Annotated in this window: 14 protein-coding genes and 1 pseudogene; 8 read left to right on the forward strand and 7 right to left on the reverse strand. The window is 71.1% G+C overall.

The window, feature by feature from the left end:
- Positions 1 to 7770, reverse strand: a 7770-nt coding sequence (locus tag IG98_RS0137375; protein WP_051753439.1) for a non-ribosomal peptide synthetase, incomplete at its 3' end; no start/stop codon positions are given.
- Positions 7771 to 8154: 384 nt separating this feature from the next.
- On the opposite strand from IG98_RS0137375, the gene IG98_RS0137380 reads away from it, so the two are divergent.
- Positions 8155 to 9363 carry a cytochrome P450 gene (locus tag IG98_RS0137380; protein WP_051753440.1) on the forward strand — a complete coding sequence of 403 codons (1209 nt, stop codon included), beginning with the start codon at positions 8155 to 8157 and terminating at the stop codon, positions 9361 to 9363.
- 42 nt (positions 9364 to 9405) lie between these two features.
- On the opposite strand, the gene IG98_RS0137385 is transcribed toward IG98_RS0137380, so the two are convergent.
- Together IG98_RS0137385 and IG98_RS0137390 are read right to left on the reverse strand one after the other, a co-directional pair.
- Entirely contained in the window at positions 9406 to 10077 is a 672-nt protein-coding gene (locus IG98_RS0137385) for a response regulator (RefSeq protein WP_030923678.1), read from the reverse strand.
- Between the two features lie 95 nt (positions 10078 to 10172).
- Positions 10173 to 11264 carry a prephenate dehydrogenase gene (locus IG98_RS0137390; protein ID WP_281178586.1) on the reverse strand — a complete coding sequence of 364 codons (1092 nt, stop codon included), beginning with the start codon at positions 11262 to 11264 and terminating at the stop codon, positions 10173 to 10175.
- Between the two features lie 317 nt (positions 11265 to 11581).
- Between IG98_RS0137390 and IG98_RS0137395 the strand changes: the two genes are divergently transcribed.
- From IG98_RS0137395 to IG98_RS54990, 3 genes are all read left to right on the forward strand, one after another.
- Entirely contained in the window at positions 11582 to 12757 is a 1176-nt protein-coding gene (locus IG98_RS0137395) for an acyltransferase family protein (RefSeq protein ID WP_037972337.1), read from the forward strand.
- A complete protein-coding gene (locus IG98_RS0137400; protein WP_037972338.1) occupies positions 12754 to 14037 on the forward strand; it encodes a sensor histidine kinase in 1284 nt (427 codons plus the stop codon). Before IG98_RS0137395 ends, IG98_RS0137400 begins: the two co-directional genes overlap by 4 nt.
- A gap of 525 nt (positions 14038 to 14562) precedes the next feature.
- Positions 14563 to 15045 (forward strand): DUF6444 domain-containing protein, encoded by a 483-nt coding sequence (locus tag IG98_RS54990; RefSeq protein WP_084195935.1) that lies wholly within the window; start codon positions 14563 to 14565, stop codon positions 15043 to 15045.
- Here the strand turns inward: IG98_RS54990 and IG98_RS54485 are convergent.
- Positions 14982 to 15218 (reverse strand): annotated as a pseudogene (locus IG98_RS54485) (transposase); the annotation flags it as partial. The gene IG98_RS54990 and the pseudogene IG98_RS54485 sit on opposite strands and share 64 nt — an antisense overlap.
- Positions 15219 to 15546: 328 nt before the next feature.
- Complete coding sequence (locus IG98_RS0137415) at positions 15547 to 16290, reverse strand: sulfite exporter TauE/SafE family protein (RefSeq protein ID WP_030923695.1); 744 nt, start codon at positions 16288 to 16290, stop codon at positions 15547 to 15549.
- Positions 16291 to 16487: 197 nt separating this feature from the next.
- On the opposite strand from IG98_RS0137415, the gene IG98_RS0137420 reads away from it, so the two are divergent.
- From IG98_RS0137420 to IG98_RS0137430, 3 genes are read left to right on the forward strand one after another with little or no spacing between them, the layout of a single operon-like run.
- On the forward strand, positions 16488 to 17297 hold the full coding sequence (locus tag IG98_RS0137420) for a carotenoid biosynthesis protein (RefSeq protein ID WP_245651885.1): 810 nt from the start codon (positions 16488 to 16490) through the stop codon (positions 17295 to 17297).
- Between the two features lie 31 nt (positions 17298 to 17328).
- Positions 17329 to 18810, forward strand: coding sequence for a phytoene desaturase family protein (locus IG98_RS0137425; RefSeq protein ID WP_037972339.1), 1482 nt, complete (start codon positions 17329 to 17331; stop codon positions 18808 to 18810).
- A 31-nt stretch (positions 18811 to 18841) separates the two neighbouring features.
- Positions 18842 to 20071, forward strand: a complete 1230-nt coding sequence (locus tag IG98_RS0137430; protein WP_084195936.1) for a glycosyltransferase family 2 protein — start codon at positions 18842 to 18844, stop codon at positions 20069 to 20071.
- Here IG98_RS0137430 and IG98_RS0137435 read toward each other — a convergent pair.
- On the reverse strand, positions 20013 to 20609 hold the full coding sequence (locus IG98_RS0137435) for a glycerol-3-phosphate acyltransferase (RefSeq protein WP_030923707.1): 597 nt from the start codon (positions 20607 to 20609) through the stop codon (positions 20013 to 20015). The two genes, IG98_RS0137430 and IG98_RS0137435, sit on opposite strands and share 59 nt — an antisense overlap.
- Here IG98_RS0137435 and IG98_RS0137440 point away from each other — a divergent pair.
- Positions 20584 to 21294 (forward strand): hypothetical protein, encoded by a 711-nt coding sequence (locus IG98_RS0137440; protein WP_030923710.1) that lies wholly within the window; start codon positions 20584 to 20586, stop codon positions 21292 to 21294. The two genes, IG98_RS0137435 and IG98_RS0137440, sit on opposite strands and share 26 nt — an antisense overlap.
- Positions 21295 to 21351: 57 nt before the next feature.
- On the opposite strand, the gene plsX is transcribed toward IG98_RS0137440, so the two are convergent.
- Positions 21352 to 22323: a phosphate acyltransferase PlsX gene (plsX, locus tag IG98_RS0137445; protein WP_030923713.1), complete on the reverse strand. Its 972-nt coding sequence runs from the start codon at positions 22321 to 22323 to the stop codon at positions 21352 to 21354.
- Positions 22324 to 22353 lie beyond the last annotated feature (30 nt).

Raw genomic sequence — 22353 nt, forward strand, 5'->3', positions numbered from 1 at the left:
CACCCGGTGACGCTCAGCCTCCTCCAGCACCTCCACCGCGCTCAACGGCAACTCCGGACCACCGTCCAGCGCCGTCTCCAACGCGGCCACCAGATTCTCCACAGCGGTACGCATCAACACGACCACCGCCTGGGATTCGATCGGCTCCACCGCGTGCACGGCCACCGAGAAGCTGTCTCCGTTGTCGTCGACCAGGGCCACCAGGGGGTAGTTGGTGCGCTCACGCGACAGCAGCAGCCGGATTCCCTCTATCGCCCAGTCCATCCCCTGGCCGGTGTTGTGCCGGTAGTTGAGGAAGGAGGTGAACAGCGGCGTGTCACCCGGCACCCCGCTGGCCTGCTGCGCCACCGACAACGGCGCGTGCTCGTGCTCCAGCAACTCCGCGAGCTGCCCGCGCATGGCGGACACCGCCGCCAGTACGCCGAGTCCGCCGGTCCGGGCACGTACCGGCAGGGTGTTCATGAACGGGCCGGGGACCCGGTCCGCCCCGGCACCCGCGTTCATCCGGCCGAACAGCACCGTCCCGAACACCACATCCTCACGGCCGCTGACCGCCGCCAGCACCCGCGCCCACGCCACATGCATCACCGTCGCCGCGCTGGTCCCCAGGCGGCGTGCGATCTCCCGCAGGCGTCCTTCCAGCTCCGGTGAGAGCCGCTGTACCGCGCGCACCACATCCGCGCCGTCGCCACGTGACTGGAGCAGCCCGAACGGCACGGTCGGCTCGTCGACATCGCCCAGCAACCTCGCGAAGTGCCGCTCGTGCTCGGCCTGTTCCGTCCCCCCGAGTGCCTGGGCCACGAAGTCCCGGTACGGCAGCGGCTCCGGCAGTTCGTCACCACGTCCGGCAAGGAACGCCTCCACCTCGGCCAGCACCACCTCCAGCGCCGTGTGATCCTGCACCAGGTGGTGCACCCGCACCAGGCCCAGCCACCGGCCCTCGGGCAGACCCGCCACATGCACGTTGACCAGTGGTGCCCGCCCCAGGTCCATCGACAGACCAGAGGCCGCGATCAGCTCGGCCACCGGATCGGCGCTCCGCGGATCCAGGCTCACCTCCTCGACCGGTACCAGCCCCCGGCGCCACACCACCTGTACCGGCTCCCGCAGCCCCTCCCACACGAACGAGGTACGGAAGATGTCGTGCCGGTCCACCACGCGCTGGAGCACCTCCGTGAACGCGTCCAGCCGCGCCCGCGAGTCGAACTCCAGCACCGACGGCAGTACGTAGGCGTCCTCGCCTCCCTCCGCGAGCAGATGATGGAAGAGCAGGCCCTCCTGCAGCGGTGCCAGCGGATACACGTCCACCACGTTCGCCGCGCCACCCTCCACACTCGCGACGATCCGCTCGACCTCCGCGGCGGTCAGGTCCACCAGGGGCAGCATCTCCGGCGTAATGGCGGTCGTGCCCGCGGCGATGAGGTTCTCCGGCACGCGCACGCGCTCCGCACCCGCCGACAACGCCAGGCTCGCCACCGTCGGGGAGTCGAACAGCACTCTCACCGACACCGACACGCCTCGCGTCCGCAGTACCTCCACCAGCCGGATCGCCAGCAGGGAGTGGCCGCCGAGGACGAAGAAGTCGTCGTCCACCCCGACGTCGTCCACCCCCAGAACCTCGGCGAACGCCCCGCACAGGATCTCCTCCCTCGCGTTGGACGGCCTCCTGCCACCGCCTCCCAGCGAGCCGTAGTCCGGAGCGGGCAATGCCTTGCGATCCAGCTTCCCGTTCACCGTCAGCGGCAGCGCGTCCACCACGACCACCGCCGCCGGCACCATGTGCCCGGGCAACCGCACGACCGCGAATTCCCGTACCGCGCCCGCCAGCCCGTCCGCCCCGTCAAGAGCCACCACGTAGGCCACCAGCCGCACATCCCCCGCGACATCCTCACGAGCGATCACCGCCGCCTGCGCGACCCGCGGATGTGCCATCAGCGCCGCCTGCACCTCGCCCGGCTCGATCCGGAACCCCCGGACCTTCACCTGATCATCCGTCCGGCCGGTGAACACCAGCTGCCCGTCGGCGGTCCAGCGGGCCCGGTCCCCCGACCGGTACATCCGCTCACCCGGGTCACCGAACGGACAGGCCACGAACCGCTCCGCCGTCAACCCCGGCCGGCCCAGATACCCCCGCGCCAGCTGTCCGCCCGCCACATACAACTCGCCGGCCACCCCCACCGGCACCGGCTGCAAGAACCGATCCAGCACGAACACGCCGAAGCCCGGTATGCCACGCCCGATCACGCTTCCGGACGCCCCGGCCCGCGTGTCCAGCTCGCAGAAAGTCACGTGCACCGTGGTCTCGGTGATCCCGTACATGTTCACCAGCCGCGGTCTACCCCCGCCACGCCGTACCCACCATCCCGCCAGACGTCCCGGGTCCAGCGCCTCGCCACCGAACACCACCGTGCGCAACCCCGAGACCGCCCCCACCCGCTCCTCGGCCGCCATCAGCTGGTAGAAGGCCGACGGCGTCTGGCTCAGCACCGTCACCCGCTCGCGCTCCAGCAACGCCAGGAACTCCTCCGGCGACCGCGACACCTCCAGCGGCACCACCACCACCCGACCGCCGCTCAGCAACGCTCCCCACAGCTCCCACACCGAGAAATCGAACGCGAAGGAGTGGAACCAGCTCCAAACCTCCCGCGCCCCGAACTCGAACAACCCCGCCGTCTGCGCGAGCAGGCCCACGACGTTGCCATGAGTGACCACCACGCCCTTGGGCCGCCCCGTCGAACCCGACGTGTAGATCACGTACGCCGGATGCTCCGGCGACACCGCGCGCCGCTCGTCTCCCGAAAGAGCCCCTCCTTCCAGGCTCGCCAGAACACCGGCCGTCTCCGGATCGTCCACGGCCACCCACGCCGTCCCCCGCGGCAACACACCGCTCAACGCGCCGCTGGTCACCACCACCACCGGCGCGGCGTCCTCCACCAGGAACGCCACCCGCTCCACCGGATAGGCGGGATCGATCGGCAGATACGCACCCCCCGCCTTCAGAACGCCCAGCAACGCCACCACCAGATCCACCCCACGCTCCAGACACACCCCCACCACCGACTCCGGCCCCACCCCCGCGCCGGCCAGCAACCGTGCCAGCCCGTTCGCCCGCGCCTCCAACTCCGCGTACGACACCCCCACCCCGTCGGCGACCACCGCCACCGCGTCCGGAGCGACCGCCACCCGCGCCTCGAACAACTCCGCCACCGTCGCCGGCTCGGCCTCCAGCGCCGGGTTGTTCCACTCCACCAGCATCCGGCCACGCTCGTCCCCGCCGAGGACGTCCACCTCGCTGAGCCGCGACCGCGGATCACCCGACACCTGGTCGAGAACCCGAACAAAACGCTCGGCCAGCCGCTCCACCGACTCCATCTCGAACAGATCGGCCGACGCGATGACCGAACCGCGCAACCCCATCGGCACGCCCTCATCGTCGACCACCTCCCCGATGCTCAGCTCGACGTCGAACTTCGCCGCCGTTCCCACCGACACTCCATCGACCCGCGCGCCGGGCAGGTCCAGCACCGCCTCGGCGTTGTTCTGCAGCGTCAGCATCACCTGGAACAGCGGATGGCGAGACAGCGACCGCGCCGGAGCGAGCTCCTCGACCAGCTTCTCGAACGGCACGTCCTGATGCGCGAACGCCGCCAGGCCGCTTCCGCGCACCCGGCCCAGCACCTCCTGAAACGTCGGATTCCCCGACACATCCGTCCGCATCACCAAACTATTGACAAAGAACCCGACCAGATCATCCAGCGCCTCATCCGTACGCCCCGCCACCGCCACACCGATCGGAACATCACCACCCGCACCCAACCTCGACAACAACACCGCCAACGCCGACTGCACCACCATGAACATCGTCACACCCTCAGCACGCGCCACCTCCACCAACCGCGCATGCACCCCCGCCGGCACCTCCACCGCCACCGCATGACCACGATGAGAGGCCACCACCGGACGCAAACGATCAAAAGGCAACTCCAGCTCCTCCGGCGCCCCCGCCAACACCCCACGCCAGAACGCCACCTGCCCCGCCATCACACTGCCCGCATCAACCCCATCCCCCAACACCTCACGCTGCCACAACGCATAATCCGCATACTGCACCCGCAACGGCTCCCACCCCGGCACCCGACCCTCACACCGAGCCGCATACGCCACCGACAGATCCGCCGCCAACGGCCCCATCGACCAGCCGTCGCTCGCGATGTGATGAACCGTCAGTACAAGCACATGCCTGTCCGGCCCGGTTTCGAACAACCACGCCCGGATCGGCACCTCCGAGGACAGCTCGAACGTGTGACCCTCCGCCTCGGCCACCGCACGATCCAGCTCGGCCGACGCCACCTGGGCGACCGTCAGCTCCCAGTCCAGCTCGTCCAGATCGAGGATGCGCTGGTACGGCTCACCGTCGGCCGTCGGGAAGACCGTGCGCAGCACCTCGTGCCGGCCGATCACATCCCGGAACGCCATGCCCAGCGCCTCCCGGTCCACCTCGCCCGACAGACGAAGGACGACCGGAATGTTGTACGTCGTGCCGGGCCCCTCAAGCCGGTCGATGATCCACAGACGGCGCTGCGCGAACGACAGCGGCACCCGGTCGGGACGCTCGCCCGCCGTCAACGCCGCGCGAGCAGCGTCCGAACCGGCCAGCCGGGACGCCAGCCCCGCGACCGTCGGCGCGTCGAACAGCACCCGCAGCGGCACCTCCACACCCAGCACGGCCCTGATCCGGCTCAGCAGCCGGGACGCCAACAGCGAATGCCCGCCCAGGCGGAAAAAGTCGTCGTACACCCCGACGGCGGGCACGCCGAGCACCTCGGCGAATGCCGCACAGAGGATCTCCTCCTGCGGGGTGGCCGCCGCGCGGCTGGCCGCCGCCGAACCGGCCGCGTACTCGGGCGCGGGCAGGGCCTTGCGATCCACCTTCCCGTTCGGCGTCAGCGGCAGCGCCTCCAGCACCACCACCGCCGACGGCACCATGTACTCCGGCAAGCGCTCGCCGGCGAACCCGCCCAGCACTCCTGGCAGCCCGCCACCCCCGCCCTCCCCGTCGGCGGGTACGACATAGGCGACCAGGCGCCTGTCATCGTCGGCCTCGGCACGCACCACCGCCACGGCCTGCGCCACCGCCGGGTGAGCCGCCAGCACGGCCTCGATCTCTCCCAGTTCGATACGGAATCCCCGCACCTTCACCTGGTCGTCGACGCGCCCCAGATACTCCAGCCGTCCCTCGGCGTCCCACCGCGCGAGGTCGCCGGTCCGGTACATCCGGGTACCCGCGGCGCCGAACGGGCAGGCCACGAACCGCCCCGCCGACAGGTCGGGCCGCCCCATGTAGCCGCGGGCCAGGCCCTCACCCGCTATGTACAGCTCGCCCGCCACTCCCGGGGGCAGCGGAGCCAACCCGGCGTCCAGCACGTACACCTGCGTGTTCGCGATCGGGCCGCCGATCGATGAGACACCGCCCGCGGTCGCGTCCACCGACCTGGCGGTCGACCAGATCGTGGTCTCCGTCGGGCCGTACAGGTTCGTCACCGACGCCGCCCTGGCCACCAGCCTTCGCGCCAGCTCACCCGGCAGCGCCTCACCACCGACCAGAACCCGCACCCCGGCCAGTACGCCGTCAGCGCCATCACCGTCGTCGGCCTCGGAAACCACGGCGTGCCAGAGGCTCGGGGTCGCCTGCACCACCGTCGCCCCCGCGGACACGATCAGCTTCCGCAGCTCGCGCGCGTCCCGCGCCGTCTCGTGCGCGGCGAGCACGAGACGCGCGCCGTTGAGCAGCGGAAGGTAGAGCTCCAGGCCGGCGATGTCGAAGCCGACCGTGGTGACCGCGACCAACCGGTCGTCCTCGCCCAGCGCGAAGCGCTCCTGCATCGCCACCAGGAAGTTCACCAGCGACCGGTGCTCCACCACGACGCCCTTGGGTCGTCCCGTGGAGCCGGACGTGTAGATCACATACGCCGGGTGCCTCACGGACAGCACGCCCGCGCGCTCCTCCGCGGCCGGCGCCGCACCGTCGAGAGCGGCCAGTTCCCCGGCTACCGCGGGGTCGTCGACCACCACCGCCGGCACGCTGGTCATGCCCTCGACCTCGGCCAGCCGGCCGAGCAGCCTCGAACCGGTCAGCACATGCCGCGCGCCCGCGTCGGCCAGCGTGAACGCGATGCGCTCCGCCGGATACTTCGGATCGATCGGCAGATAAGCACCACCGGCCTTCAGAACGCCCAACAGCGCCACAGCCAGGTCGACGCCGCGCTCCATGCACACGCCGACCACCGACTCCGGTCCCACGCCCCGGCCGATCAGCAGCCGCGCGAGACGGTTCGCTCGCGCGTCCAGGTCCGCGTACAACACTTCGACGCCCTCGAACACCACCGCGACCGCGTCCGGCGTCCGCGCCACCTGGGCCTCGAACAACTCCGGCAACGTCGCCGGCGCGACCTCGGCGGCGGTGTCGTTCCACTCGTTCAGCACCCGGTGGCGCTCGTCCCCGCCCATGAGGTCGGCGCGGCCGACGAGGTCGGCGGGGGCGGCGCCGGCGAGCCAGCGCACCACCCGCAGGAAGCGGCGGGACAGCTCCGCCGTCGAGGCGAGGTCGTGCGCGTCCGGGTTGGCGCCGACGCTGATCTGCATGTCGGACCGGTCATAGACGTCGATCCGGACGCCGTCCACCGGCCCGCTGGAGAGGGTGTGCTGGACGGCGGTGAGCTCGCCGAACCTCAGCTCCTGGTCGAGAGACATGACGTTGATGTGCAGCCCGCAGAGGACACCGTCGACGATCTTCAGATCGCGGAGCATGTCCTCGTGCCGGTACCGCTGGTGCCGCAGCCCGTCCCTGATCGCCCGGGAGGTCTGCCGCATGACGTCCTCGACGGAGGTGTCCGTACCGATCGTGAGACAGAGCGGGAGGACGTTGGCGGTCATGCCGGGGACGCCGGTCTCCCGTATGCCGGTACGACCGCGTACCGGAAGGCCGATGACCACGTCCCGCTTTCCGGTGACGCGGTGCTCGTAGACCGCCGCGGCGGCGATCAGCAGCCAGGAGGGGAAGGTCCTCAGCCGCTGCGCGGCCGCGCTCAGAGCCGCTCCGACCTCCGCGCCGACATCGCTGGTGTGCCGGACCGGCGCGTGTTGCGCCCGCCGGGCCTGGTTCGCCCCGGCCTCGCGGGATTCCGGCACGTCCGACAGGACGCCCCGCCAGTACTCGCCGTCCTGATCGTGAGCGGCGGAGGTCCGGTAGGCGGCCTCCGCGTCCAGCAGCAGGGAAACCGGCTCCAGGGCTCCGTCCGCGAGTGAGCCGCCCTCCAGGAAGGCCGTGTAGATCTCGGCGCCCCGGCTCGCGAGGGACCAGCCACCATGGCCGTCCAGGGCGATGTGGTGAGCACGCTGATACCAGTAGAACAGGTCGTGTCCGACCTGGATGATCGCCGTGGAGGACAGGGGCCCGCCCGCGAGATCGACCGGCTCGCGCAGGTTCGCGTGCATCCACTCCTCGGCGGCCATCCGCGGGTCCGCCTCGGCGCTGACGTCGACGACGTCCACCGGATAGTCATGCGCGTCGTGCACGTACTGCCACGGAGTCCCGTCGATCACCCGGACCCGCAGGCGGAGAGCCTCGGCCTCCTCCAGCCTGCGACGCGCGGCCCGTACCAGCAGATCCCTGTCCACGGCACCGTGAATCTCCAGGTACTCCGCGATGCTGAAGGCTCGATTTTCGGGCGCGAGCTGCTGGGCGTACCAGACGGCGAGCTGGCTGGCCATAAGCTCCCGGAACCTGTCCTCGCACACAGCCATTGTCCGCGTACTCCAATCGCTCCACTCGTCGACTGGAACAGCGCAGACCGCCACTACCGGGCATGCCGTGTCACCGCCCAGCGGAACCCATTTACCCCGCGGCCGCAATATTGTAAAAACCCTGACAGCTCACGGCGGACCACTACTTCACGGGAATCCACTATGGCTCACAAACGCACCGGACTTCAACGCGCCGGCCGATCATGGCGAAACGCTCTGACCACGCCTTCGACCAGGCGTGTTCAACTGCGCCGCGGCAGCACTTGAACACACTGCCACCGGATATCTTGACCGTGCACGAAATAACGTTCCAGGTTAAAACCGCCTAGAATAAAATTTGCGAGGCGTCGCATGCACAGTGAGCCGATCGAGCCACCGCCGCATATCAATCTGGTTGACCCCGCACTTTATTCACACGGTGATCCATTCGCACAATGGCGATGGCTGCGCGCGAACGAGCCGGTCCACTGGCATCCGCCGACCGATCTCCCGGCCTTCTGGTCGCTGACCAGGTACGAGGATGTCCGCACGGCGTATCGCGACGCGGAGACCTTCAGCTCGGCCCAGGGCATCCTGCTGCGGCCCACCGACCACGGCGCCGACCCCGGAGGCGGGCGCACCCTCGCCCTGACCGACCCGCCCCGGCACCGCCGGTTGCGGGGGCTGGTCGACGAATGGTTCACGGTCCGGTCGATCCGCGCTCTCGAGGCGGAGATGAAGGACATCGCCCGGCGCGTCGTCGATCAGGCCGTCGAACGCGGGAGCTGCGACTTCGTCGCCGAGATCGCGGCCAGGATCCCGTTGTACGTGATCTGCAAGATGATGGGCGTGCCCGAGTCCGACTGGCAGTACCTGTACAACCTGACCAGCCAGGCGTTCGCGGCGGGCGATCCGCTCACGCGCAGGTTCGCCCACCTGGACATCCTCGGATACTTCGAGAAGCTCCACTCCGAGAAGGTGGCGAACCCTACCGATGACCTGGTGAGCGCGCTGGCGACGGCCGACACCGGCGATGGGCGGCTCAGCGCGGAGGACTTCATCCTCAACTGCGACAACCTGCTGGTCGGCGGCACCGAGAACACCCGCATAGCGGCCGCCGGCGGCATGCTCTCCCTCCTCCGGCATCCCGGCCAGTGGCGTGATCTGTCGGAGAACCCGGACGTCCTGCCGTCCGCGATCGAAGAGGTCCTTCGCTGGACGTCCACCGCCACGCACATCATGCGTACCGCGACCCGGCCGATCGAGATCCACGGGAAGAACATCGAGGCGGGCGATCAGGTCGTGTTCTGGCTCCCTTCCGCCAATCGCGACGAAACGGTATTCGACGACCCCGATCGTTTCGATGTGCGCCGGAACCCGAACCGTCATCTGGCGCTGGGTTTCGGCGAGCACTTCTGCCTCGGCGGCACACTCGCCCGCACCGAACTGCGACTGCTCTACGGTGAACTGCTCAGGAAATCCGTGCGCATCGAACTCGACGGCGAACCGAAGCTGCTCGATTCGATCGTCGTCAACGGGCCCGAGATCCTGCCGATCCGGCTGACGCCCCGCACCTCCTAGTCGGCGGGGTCGTCCCGCCGGCGGCTTTCCAGCCCTCGCGTCTCAGTATCCGGCCGGGCGCACCAGGCCCGTCTCGTAGGCGTGGATCGCGGCCTGCGTCCGATTACGCAGGCCCAGCTTGACCAGTATCCGGCTCACGTGCGTCTTCACGGTCTGTTCCGCCACCACCAGATGCTCGGCGATCTCCCCGTTCGACAGGCCCTGCGCGATCAGGGACAGAACCTCGGTCTCGCGTTCCGTCAGGTCGCCGATACTGCCTTTGGACGGGGCGCGAGGGGCGTCGGCCATCCGGGAGAACTCGGCGATGAGACGTTTGGTGACGTTCGGGGCGAGGAGCGCGTCCCCGGCGGCCACCACCCGTACCGCCTGGACGAGTTCGGCGGCCGACGCGTCCTTCAGAAGGAATCCGGACGCGCCCGCGCGCAGCGCCTCGTACACGTACTCGTCCAGGTCGAAGGTGGTCAGGACGAGGACTCTGACGGTGGCGTCGTCGGGTTTGGTGATGCGGCGAGTCGCCTCGATGCCGCCGAGCTGCGGCATCCGGATGTCCATCAGGACGACGTCCGGAGCGAGCTCGGCGACCTTGGCGATGGCGTCGTTGCCGTCCACGGCCTGGCCGACGACCTCGATGCCGGGTTCGGCGTTGAGCAGCACCGTGAGGCCTTGGCGAACCATCATCTGGTCGTCGGCGATCAGCACGCGGATGGTCGTCATGCGGTTTCCTCACCACGGTCGGCAGCTTCGCCAGGGAGCTTAGGGCACCCGCCCCGATTCGAGTCGGCGAGGTGTTCGGGCGGTGACGATCGGCTCTAGCGCCAGCCACGCGCCTGGAGGGCGTGCTTCAGGCGGTCCGCCAGGCCCTGCCCGACACTGATGTGCACCATTCCGGCCAGCTGGCCGGTGGCGTGCTCGATACGGATGTCCTCGACGTTGACGCCCGCGCGATCGGCATCCGTGAACAGCCGTGCCAGCTCACCCGGCTGATCCCCGATCGTGACGGTCACCACCTCGAACCGCTCCGGCTGGATCCCGTGTTTCCCCGAGATCCGGGCACGACCCGCCACGCCCCTTCGCAGCATGCCCTCGACGATCTCCGCCCCGCTGCCGCGCTTGGCCTCGTCCGTCGCGGCCATGGCACGCAGGCCGAGAATCATCTGCTCCAGGTCGGAACCCAGTTCCTCGAGCAGGTCGGCCACGATTCCGGCGTTGGCGCTCAGGATGTCCAGCCACAGCCGGGGGTCGGCCTCCGCGATCCGGGTGAGATCCCGCAACCCTGACCCGGCGAGGCTCACCGCGCGTTCCTCGGCCTTCTCCAGGCCCATGGCGACCAGGCTCGCCACGACATGGGGGGCGTGCGAGACCAGCGCGACCGCACGATCGTGCGCGGAGGCCTCCATCAGGACCGGCACGGCGCCGCACAACGCCACCAGTTCCAGGGCCACGTTGAGCGTCTCGGTAGTGGTGTCCGCCGTCGGTGTGAGCACCCACATGCGCCCCTCGAACAGAGCTCCCCGGGCTGTCAGCGGGCCGCTGCGCGACGCGCCGGCCATCGGATGGCCTCCGATGTAACGCGAGGTGTCGCAGTTGAGGGCGACGGCGTCATTCTGCGGCTCCGCCTTGACGCTCGCCACATCCGTGTAGTGCCGCGCCACGCCCTCCGCCTGCACGTCCGCCAGCACCCTGCCGACGAGTGGCGGCGGCACCGCCACGATCGCCAGGTCCACGGCCCCCGCCGGCGCCTGTGGCGTTCCGGCCCCAAGGGACGCCGCCGTCCGCACCGCCGCCACGTCCACGTCCCGAAGGTGCACGGTCACGGAACGCGCCCGAAGCGCCAGTGCCACCGAGGTTCCCATCAGTCCTGTGCCGATCACCAACGCGGAGTGCATAACGGCGGCGTCCATTCCCTCGATCGATCAGCGACGTGGTGGCGACGGCCCGAATCCTGGTCGCGGCTCAGACCACTGCTCGATGCGCGCCGGCACGGAGCGCCCGCGGTCGGGACCATATACCGTCGGCGGCGCCGGATGCCAGTTCGGACAGCGGCCGCTCACCCCGTAGTACTTCGGAGCTACGCGGAACATTCGCTCTCAGGCGGGATGCCCGCCCCCGGAACGTGCCCCTAGCTTCGGTACCGGAAGCACCACAGATCCCGGTACGGAAGGGCCGTCCGCCACGGCGTTCGGAGCGGCCGGACCCGAAGAGGCAACGAAGGGCCGTCATGCGTGAATTTGTCCGGCGGATCGATTCCGGGACTCCGGCCGACCGCGACCGTGGCATCGACGCCCTGCGCGCCTTCGCCATCCTGGGCGTGGTCCTCGGCCACTGGCTGGTGACCGCGCTGGTCGTCGACAGCGGCAGCGTACGCGTCGGCAGCCCGTTGCGGTCCATGGCCGAACTGGCACCCATCTCCTGGGTGTTCCAGGCCCTCGCCGTCTTCTTCCTGGTGGGCGGCGAGGTGGGCGCGAAGAGCTACGCCTCCGCCCGCGCCCGGGGCGCCACGTACCGGCGATGGCTCGGCACTCGTATGCTCCGGCTGTTCCGCCCCGTGGCCGCCGTGCTGGTGGTGTGGAGCGTGCTGGTGGTCGCGATGCTCGCCTTCGGGGCCGACCCGGTGACCGTACGCGTGCTGGCCAAGCTGGTGTGGTCACCGTTGTGGTTCCTGCTGGTCTTCGCGATGCTGACGGCGGCGACCCCGCTGCTCGCCAGGCTGCACCCGTTGTGGCCGCTCGCCGTCGTCGCGCTCGCCGATCTGGTCCGGCTGGGCCTGGACGGGCCCGGCTGGACCAACTCGGTCAACATGGTGGCCGGCTGGCTGGTTCCGTACTGCCTGGGCGCCGCATGGGCCCGGGGCGACCTGCGGAGCCGCGCGACCGGGTGGACACTGCTGCTCGGCGGGGCCGCCACCGCCGCCGCACTCATCCTGTGGGCCGGCTATCCGGCCTCCATGGTCGGGGTGCCCGGTGCCAGGCTCTCCAACCTCTCCCCGCCCACCCTCGCGGCCGTCGCCTTCGGTCTCGCCCAGTGCGGGGCGGCCCTGCTGCTGCTCGACCCGCTGCGGCGGGTGCTGCGCCGCCCCGCCGTCTGGGCGGCGGTGGCCCTGCTGAACCTCTCCGCGATGACGATCTTCCTCTGGCACCAGACCGCCATGATCATGGTCACCGCGCTGGGCCTGCTGGCGGATGAGGCCCTGCTCGGCCTGCACACCGTCCCCGACACCCCTGACTGGCTGCTCGCCAGGCTGGCCTGGCTGCCGGTGTTCGCACTCGCGCTGCTGATCTGCTGGGCCGCGTTCCGGACGTACGAACACGGACGGCCCCGGAAGAACGCCCGAGAGGTGTTCGAGGGACGTTCCACTCAGCCGGAAACGGCAGGTGCGTCTAAGATGTCTTCGTGAGGGGCTCAGACACGGCACAAGCACTTGTGAGAGCCCTGCGGCCGGTCGCGCGCGCCCTGCGCGACGACTTCTGGACCGCGGGCGCCGACCGGCGGCCTCGCGAAAGACGGCGGCCTTGGCCGCCGTTCCTGGAGATTCCTCCGCTCCTGCTGTTCGGGGCCTTCCTGGTCAGCTTCAACTGGGAGAGATACTCCACCGGATACCAGCTGGGGTTCTTCGGCGCCCTCCTCGCCGGGGCCCAGACGGTGGTGCCTCTCCTCGCCCCGCATCGCCCGATCCCGGCTTGGTGGACGTCGACCCTGACGCAGGTGGCGCTCGTGGCCGTGTGGTTCACGCCCGACGGCGTCGCGCTCGGCTCGCGTCCGGACTGGTCGGGCCTCGAACTCGCACTGCAGACATGGGTGCTCTTCCTGGTCGCGCTGCGAACCCGGCTCCGGGTCGCGGTCGAGGCACTGGTGATCAGTGTCGCTACGAGCCTGGTTTTCATCCTCGTCTGGGGCTACGGCGGCTACATCCCCCTCACGGTCGCGGTCCTCGTGATCGCGATGGTGGTCGGGGCCTCGCTGCGCGCGCGCGACGTGGCCCGGACGCAACTGGTCGTGCAGGAGGAGCTCACCACCGAGGAGCGGGCCCGGCGCACCCTCCTGGAGGAGCGCACGCGCATCGCCCGCGAGCTGCACGACGTGGTCGCCCACCACATGTCGGTCATCTCCATCCAGGCGCAGGCCGCCCCGCACCTGGTGGAGAATCCGACCGCCGAGTTGAAGGAGAACCTGGAGAGCATTCGTGAGAACGCCAAGGAGGCGCTCACCGAGCTGCGCCAGGTGCTCGGCGTCCTGCGCTCCGAGCACACCCCGCCGGAAGACGAGCGGCACACCCCGCAGCCCAGTCTCGACCGGCTGGACGACCTGGTCTCCAACGTGCTCAACGCCGGGCTCACCGTCACCACCCGGATCACCGGAGAGCGGGTCCAGCTGACGCCTGGCATCGAGCTGTCGGCGTTCCGCATCATCCAGGAGGCGCTCAGCAATGCGATACGGCACGCGCCCGGGGCGGAGGCGCGGGTGGAGATCGCCTACGCCCCGTCCGGGGTCACGATCCGAATCGGCAACACCGCCCCGCCCCGCCCCGCCCCGCCCTCGCCGGGCGCCGGTCACGGTCTGCTCGGTATGCGCGAGCGCGCCGCGATGCTGGGCGGCACCCTGACCTGTGGTTCCACCACCGACGGCGGATACGAGGTGACCGCGACGCTGCCCATCAAGGCCGTCGCCACCGAGTGAGCGAGGGGCGAGAGGTGGACACGCACACCCGCGCGCCCGCCTCTCGCCCCGCTTCCGCGTGCCGCCCCCCGGACCTCACATCGAGGGTTCCGCGCCCGGCGCCGGGGTGACGGCCTTGGGCTCGCGGCGCAGCAGGGCCCGCAGCCTCTTCTCGATCGGATACTCGTACAGCCGGTACAGCCCCCACGACAGCAGAGGGAGGGGCCGAGCACGATGCCCGCGGCCATCTCCCCGATCACCCGGGGCTGGCCCAGCCTCCGGAAGACGGCCCCGCCGAGGTGGGCCAGCGCGACGACCACGGTGATGGACAGCAGCAGGGGCGTGGCCGGCACCCTCTCCTCCCGGCCCGGCTCCAGCGAGGGCACGGGGACGGGACCTGTGGCCGTCCCGGGGTCGAGTCCCAGCATCAGCAGCGCCAGCACGGAGGGCAGCACGATCGCGAGACCGTACGCGACCGTAAGCATTCATCAGGCCACGAGATCGAGTACGGCGTGAGCGGCTTGCCAGCCGTGGGATGATCTTCGTGTGCAGGCCGGGGATGGGCGTCCGTCGTATGACGAGCTTGCCGCCCTGGTCGTAGAGCAGGCGCGGATCATCGTCGAGTTGCGAGCCGAAAACGAGCGGTTGACGGCTCGGGTGGCGGAGTTGGAACGGCGGCTGGGCCGTAACTCAGGTAACTCCTCGCTGCCGCCTTCGGCCGATACCTTCACCCGGCCGCAGAAGAAGGCGGTACCGGGGAGTAGCCGACGACGCGGTGGCCGGCCGGGCTCGGCTGGTGGTGGGCTGGCCACGGTCGAACGTCCGGACGCCGTCGCCGATCACCTGCCCGAGCGGTGTGGTGGGTGCGGGGCCGGGCTGGACCTGACCGGCAGCACGGGGTTCGAACGCCGCCAGGTGTGGGATATTCCCCTGGTCAGCGTGGCGGTGACCGAGCATCGGGCGCATCGGTGCCGCTGCACGTGCGAAACGACGACCTGGGCGCGGGTGTCCCACGGCCTGCTGCGGTAGCCGTTGCGGGTGTTGACCCGCTCGTTGCTGATCTCGCCGTAGCCGGCGCCGCACAGCTGCTCGACCTCGGCGTCCATCATCCGCTGCGCGAACTCCCGGATCATCGTGCGCAGCAGGTCCGGGCTCGCCGCGGCGAGGGTGTCGTCGAAGTACTCTCCGGCAGCGGGCACAATGTCATTGACGGTCACTTCGTCCCCTTCGTGTTGATATGAGCGAATCGAAGGATTACGGAGTGGCCGTCTCTTGTCATATGGATCTCACCCGTGCCAACGCCAGGGCTTGATCACCCGCACACCATCTCCCTGGGCGTGAACCCACCCGGTCACGTCCGCGCATGTGGTGTGCGAGCACCTGAGGGTGGCCAATGAGCGCCCCTGTCTGCCCTCGGTGTGCTTTTCAGCACGCACGGCACCGCATCTGGTCAACGGCGATCGGCTTCCAGCACGGCACCTCGCGGGCGAGGCCCGGGTACCCGTACAACACACTTCACCGCAGGACGGCTCACGCGTAGGCGTCGACGCCGAGTTTGAGCGCGACGAGCAGGCCGCAGGCGGCGGTGCCGAGGCGGAGCGCGCGGCCGGGCAGGCGGCGGGCGATCACCGGGCCGAGCCGGCCGCCCAGCAGGAAGCCCAGGGCCAGGGGCACCGCCGCCGCCCACTGCACCGGCCCGAAGAGGGCGAAGCCGATCGCCGCCACCCCGTTGGCCAGGGCGGAGACGACATTCTTCAGGGCGTTGATCTTGACGGGTGACTGGTCGAGCACGGCCGAGAGCACCGCGAACATGAGGACCCCGCCGGCGGCCCCGAAGTAGCCGATGTAGATCGCGACGGCGAACATGGCGGCGCGCGCCTTCCACCCGTCCTCGCCGCCGTACCCCGTCATCGTGTTCGGCGGACGGAGCAGCAGCAGCGAGGCGAAGGCGACCAGCCAGGGCGCGATCGCCTCGAACGTGGTGGACGGGGTCACCAGCAGCAACCCGGCCCCCACCGCACCGCCGAGCAGCGTCATCACGCCGAGTCGCAGGACCCTCGATCCCTGTCCGGTCAGCTCCGGCCGCGACCCGAACGCCGCGCCCACCCCGTTGAACGTCAGCGCGACCGTGTTCGTCACGTTCGCGGTCACCGGCGGCAGGCCGAACGCCAGCAGCACCGGGTAGGAGATGATCGAGGCCAGACTCACCACCGTGCCGACCACCCCCGCCAGCACCCCGGCTCCGAACAGCCCCAGCACCTCAGCGACGTTCACGGAGGGACAGCCAATCACAGACCCCTGCCCGGCACAGCAGCCGGGACCGAATGTGCCTCCCGGTTCACCACCCTCGGCGGAGATGCCGGCACCGGATGTACCCGCAGAGCGATCACCTCCCGCTGAGATCGGTATTTCAAAGCGAACCTGACCCGGCCCAGCCGATCAAATGACCGTTCATCGGGCACAGCCACCAGGTGAACAGCAGACGGGAGGAGCCCGGTGCGTTGCGGGTGTGGCCACCACCGGCGGTACCCGTGGCGACGCGCACGTCGAGAACGGTGGGCGCGCTGGGCGCGGTGCTGCTGGCCGCGATGGTCGTGGCACAGGTCGCCTCGGGGCTGCAGCCCCGGCCGATCGCGCTGACCGGTGTGGTCGTCCCGCTGCTGGCGGCCAGCGCGCTGACCTTCGCCTCGGTGACCCACTCCCCCACCGGGGCCGTCGCGGCGTTCACCGCCGTGGTCGCGACCGGGTACGCCGCGGAGTGGGTCGGGACCAGGACGGGGCTGCCTTTCGGCGACTACCACTACACCGGCGCTCTCCAGCCGGTGCTCGGCGGGGTACCGGTGATCGTGGCGCTGGCCTGGGGCGGTATGGGACTGGCAGCCCACGCGGTGGCCGCCGCGATCGCCCCCGGCAGCCGGGCCGCGCGGGTCGCGCTGGGTGCGCCGGCACTCACCGCCTGGGACGTGTTCCTGGACCCGCAGATGACCCGGCTCGGCCTGTGGGTCTGGCACGACCCCGGCCCCTACCGTGGCGTTCCCCTCGGTAACTTCGCCGGTTGGCTCGTCGTCTCGCTGCTGGTCATGGTCCTGATCGAGCGCCTCCTGACCGAGCCTGCGGCGTGGAGCCCCGGGCTGGTGTCGATCTACACGACGATGGCGGTCATGGAGACCGTCGGTTTCGCGGCGGTCTTCGACCCGCCGGATCCGCTGGTCGCCGTCGCGGGAGGGATGTGCATGGGATTGTTCGTCCCGCTCGCCTGGAGACGCGGATGCCGGACATGACGGTGACTTCGCCTACCGGAAAGGGGCGCGGATGCCGGAGGTGACGGTGATCGGGGGCGGTGTCGGGGGCATGGTCTGCGCCCTGCTGCTGGCCCGCGGGGGGCACCGGGTGCGCCTGTACGAGCGCCTCCCCCGCCTCGGCGGCAAGCTCGCCGAGCACACCAGGGACGGTTTCACCTTCTCCCTCGGCCCCTCCCTGCTGACCCTGCCCGGCCTCTTCTCCGATCTGGGGCTGGAGCTCGACCTCGTCGAGCTCGACGAGCTGTGCCGCTACCGCTTCGCCGACGACTCGACGCTGACGGCGTACCGTGACCCGGCCAGGATGGCCGCCGAGGTCGACCGGCTCGCTCCCGGCGAGGGCCGAAACTGGCTGGCCTTCCACGACTGGGCGCGGGGCTGCTTGGAGGCGTCACGCCGTACCTTTTTCACCGGACCACTCATCCGTCCACCCGCCGGGGGCCGACTGCCGGACCTGCTTGCGGTCGCCCCCGGCCGGACCCTGCACGGCCTGGCCCGCCGTTTCTTCACCGATCCGCGGCTGTGGCAGTACGTCGACCGCTACGCGACATACGCGGGTTCCAGCCCGTACCTGGCGCCGGCCGCGCTGGGGTGCATCCCGGCGATCGAGCACGGCGAGGGCGGCTGGTACGTCTCCGGAGGGCTGCCCCGCATCGCCGACGCCCTTGCCCTGATGCTGGAAAAGGCCGGCGTGGCGATCGTCCTGGGCGCCGAGGTGACGCGGGTGCTCGCCGACGGCGAACGGGTCAGGGGAGTGCGGCTCGCCTCCGGGGAACGCGAGCGCGCCGACATCGTGGTCGCCAACACCGACGCGGCCGCGCTGTACGGGCGGTTGCTGCCCGACCGGCGGCGGCTGCGGCGCATCGCCGAACTCGGTACCTCCTCCTCGGTGTTCCTGCTGCTGGCCGGGGTGGACGGCAGGACCGAGGGGCTGGCGCACCACTCGATCGTCTTCTCCGCCGACTACGCGCGGGAGTTCTCCGACATCTTCCAGCGGCGCAGGCCACCCGAGGATCCCACCGTCTACCTCGGCTGCTCGGCCGTGGACGATCCGTCACAGGCTCCGCAGGGCGCGGAGAACCAGGTGATGCTGGTCAACGTCCCGGCCCGTGACCCCGACCGGTGGCCGATGTCGCCCGAGGCGTACCGGGACCTGGTGCTGGAGCGGCTGGCACGCCGGGGGCACGACCTGTCCGGGCGGCTGCGCTTCGTCGACCTGTTCACCCCCGCCGACCTGCGCGAGCGCTACGGCGCGTGGGGCGGCTCGATCTACGGCGCCGCCTGCTCGGGCCGGTTCGCGCCGCTGCGCCGCCCCGGCAACCGGGGGCCTCGGCGCGGCCTGTACCTGGTGGGCGGCTCGGCGCATCCCGGCGGCGGGCTGCCGCTGGTCACGATGGGTGCCCGCATCGTCGCCTCGCTCGTCGAGCAGGACTTCCCCACCGGTTCCTCCCAGCTGACCACCATCGGAGGCCGCGGACCCGGAACCGCCCGGTGAACCACCTGCCCGAGACCGTGGAGATGTCGCGATGAGAGCGCTGACCGCGCTGCAGGCCGTCGCCGCGCTGGCGGTGGCGGTACGCCTGGCCCGGGGGCGGCGCCGCCTGCCCGCGCTGAACCCCGTGCCGGTCCACCCGCCGACTTCGGCGAGGACGACGCCGCCGCGCGTCTCGGTGGTGATCCCCGCCCGCGACGAGGAGGCCCGCCTCGGCCCCTGCCTGTCGGCGGTGCTCGCCGATCCGGCCGTCACGGAGGTCGTCGTCGTCGACGACGAGTCACGCGACGGCACGGCGGAACTGGCCGCCCGGCTCGGCGCGAAGGTTCTCATCGGAGCGCCGCTTCCCGGGGGCTGGGTGGGCAAGCAGTGGGCCCTGAGGCAGGGGGTCGAGGCGGCGGTGGGCGACGTCGTGGTGACCCTGGACGCGGACGCCCGGCCCGCGCCGGGACTGATCGGCGCGCTCGCGGCGGTGCTGGACGGCTACGACCTGGTGAGCGTGGGCCCCAGGTACCTGTGCGAGGGGACCGCCGAGCAGGCGCTGCACGCCTCGTTCCTGGCGACGCTGGTCTACCGCTTCGGCCCGATCGGGCCGCTCACTCCCCCGGCTCCGCACCGTGCGGTGGCCAACGGCCAGTGCATGGCCTTCCGCCGTACGGCGATGCTGAACGTCGACGGGTTCGCGCGGGTCCGCGGGCACCTGGCCGACGACGTGGCGTTGGCCAGGACGCTGGCGGCCCGGGGCTGGGCGGTGGGATTCCTGGACGCCGGGAGCCTGCTGGAGGTCGACATGCACGATTCGGCCGCCGGGGTATGGCGGGAGTGGGGGCGGTCACTGTCGCTGCGCGACGTCACGGGGCCCGGCTGGCAGGCCGCCGACCTGGCCGTGGTCTGGCTGGCAGGCGCGCTGCCCGTGCTGCGGCTGGCGAGCGGCAGGACCACCCGGCTCGACCTGGGCCTGCTGGCCGTACGGCTGCTGCTGGCCGGCGCGCTGCGCGGCAGCTACACGCGGCCGGGTCCCGGTGTGCTGCTCTCCCCGCTGCTGGACCCGCTGGCGGCGCTGCGGCTGACGCAGACCACGTTGCGCCCGGCACGCGGCTGGCGGGGCCGTGTCTACCCGGCTGCCACGACGGGCGCCCGCCTCGGCCGGGTCACGGCGTACGGACGATCGGCCCGAGCAACAGCGGACGGGTGGACGGGCCGGGTCACGGCGGGCGGGAGGCCCATGCCGCCTGACCGAATCGCAGCCCGACGAGGCACATGAGCAGGCCGGTCCCGAGCACGTGCGTGACCGGCGCGAAGAGCAGCTGGAACAGCGGGATGCCGAAGACACCGACCCTCGCCCCGATCGCGAAGGACCGGGTCACCGCGGCGACCGTGACCAGGGCGGCGACACCGAGCAGGAAGCCGGGTGGGCAGATGACGGCGAAGCCTCCGGCGAGGGCCAGGATCGACCGTCCGCCCCTGAAGGCGGCGAAGAGCGGCCAGGCGTGCCCGACCATGGCGGCGGCCACCGCCAGGTACACGGCCGGCACGCTGTCACCACGCACCCCGCTGGACCAGGTGGGGTGCGTGCCACAGGCCACCAGGGCGAGCAGCCCGGCAAGCGTGCCCTTGAGCGTGTCACCCGCGAAGACCGGTACGGCGGCCCGCCAGCCGATCCGCTCCCTGACGTTCCAGAAGCCGGGATTGCGGTCGCCGACCTCGCGGGGGTCGAACCCGTGCGCGCGGGCCACCAGCACGGCGACCGGCACGGACCCGAGAAGGTAGCCGCCGATGACCGAGACGAGCAACGGGCCCATCGTTTCCTTCCATCTCACGAGATACCCGGATCTGGGTGCCATGCGGCACATGGCGTTCGACCGGCCGATGCTGAGGCGCACGCCGGGGCTGATGTTCTGGCGGCTGCTCGGCTCCGGTCGTGGGGCGTCGACGAGCATGGGGGCGGACCTGCGCCGCTGGGCACTGCTGGCGGTGTGGCGCGAGGAGCGTGCCCTGGACGGCTTCCTGAGAGACTCCCCGGTGGCGGCGCGCTGGCGGCGCGAAGCACGGGAGTCCTGGCAGGTGCGGCTGGCTCCGCTGACCTCGCGCGGCAGGTGGGACGGGGTGGACCCGTTCGGCCCCCTCTCGCGGAACACGCGGGAGCGCGATCCCGGCGGCCCGGTCGCCGTGCTGACCCGCGCGTCGATCCGGCCTCGCCGCCTGGTGGCGTTCTACCGCTCGGTCCCCGGCGTGGACCGCCTCCTGGCCGAGCAGCACGGTTGCCTGGCCTCGGTCGGCGTCGGCGAGTGGCCGCTGGCCCGCCAGGGCACGTTCTCACTCTGGCGTGACGCCGCCGCGGTACGGGACTTCGCCCACCGGGGGCGGGCGCACCGGCAGGTGATCGGCAGGACCCGCACGCAGGGCTGGTACTCCGAGGAACTGTTCGCCCGCTTCTCCCCCTACGCGAGCGAGGGCACCTGGGACGGCGCCGACCCGCTGGCCTGACCTCGCCGCCGGGCGAACCCGGCTCGCCCCCGCCGCGACGAGGCTCCGCCGCGCCGCTCAACGGGCGGCCTCCGGGGTGAGCCGCTCCGCGAACCGGGTGACGACCCCGCCCTCGGCGAGGTCGTGCGCCACCGCGCAGGCGCGCGCGATCGTCGCCGCCCGCGAGGAACCGTGCGCGACGACGACGGTGCCGATCAGGCCGAGCAGCGCCGCCCCGCCGTGGGCCTCCGGGGCGTAGCGGCGGGCCACCGCCCGCAACGCCTCGGCTCCGGCGGCCCCGGAACGCGCCACCAGCGTCAGCGCGGCCCGCACCGAACCCTCGACGTTCTTGAGCACCACGTTCCCGGTGAAACCGTCGGTGACGATCACGTCGACGGTGCCCGCGAGCACGTCGTGTCCCTCCACGTTGCCGCAGAAGCGCAACGGCAGCCCGGCGAGCAGTTCACCGGCCCTGCGGGTCAGCCGGTTACCCTTGCCGGGTTCCGAGCCGATCGACAACAGGCCCACCGACGGATCGGCGACGCCCAGCACGAGCTGGGCGTAGGAGGTGCCGAGCAGCGCGAACTGGGCGATCATCTCCGGGGTGGGGTCGGAGGTCGCCCCGGCGTCGATCAGCACGGTCGCGCCGCCGGTGACCGAGGGCAGTGCGATGGCCAGGGCGGGTCGCAGAATGCCCGGGGCGCGCCCGATGCCGTGGATGGCGCACGAGACGACCGCGCCCGTGGAACCGGCCGACACGAACGCCGACGCCTCCTTACGCCGTACGAGGTCACAGCCGACCGTCAGGCTGGTCGTGGTGGAGAAGACCGCTCCCGCGCCCCGCTCGGTCATCGGGACGACGTCCTCGGCGTGCACCACGCCGATCTCGCCGACGGCACCGTGGCGGGTGAGCTCGGCGCGCACGGCGCCGGAGCGGCCCACCAGCACCACGGGGATTCCGAGCTCGCGCCGGGCCGCGACCGCCCCGGCGACCGTCTCGCCCGGTCCGTGGTCTCCGCCCATCGCGTCGACGGCCACCGGCTCTGACATCACACCCTCCCGACGACAGCATTGGACGAC

This window comes from Streptosporangium amethystogenes (genome assembly GCF_000721075.1).
Lineage (GTDB): Bacteria > Actinomycetota > Actinomycetes > Streptosporangiales > Streptosporangiaceae > Streptosporangium > Streptosporangium amethystogenes.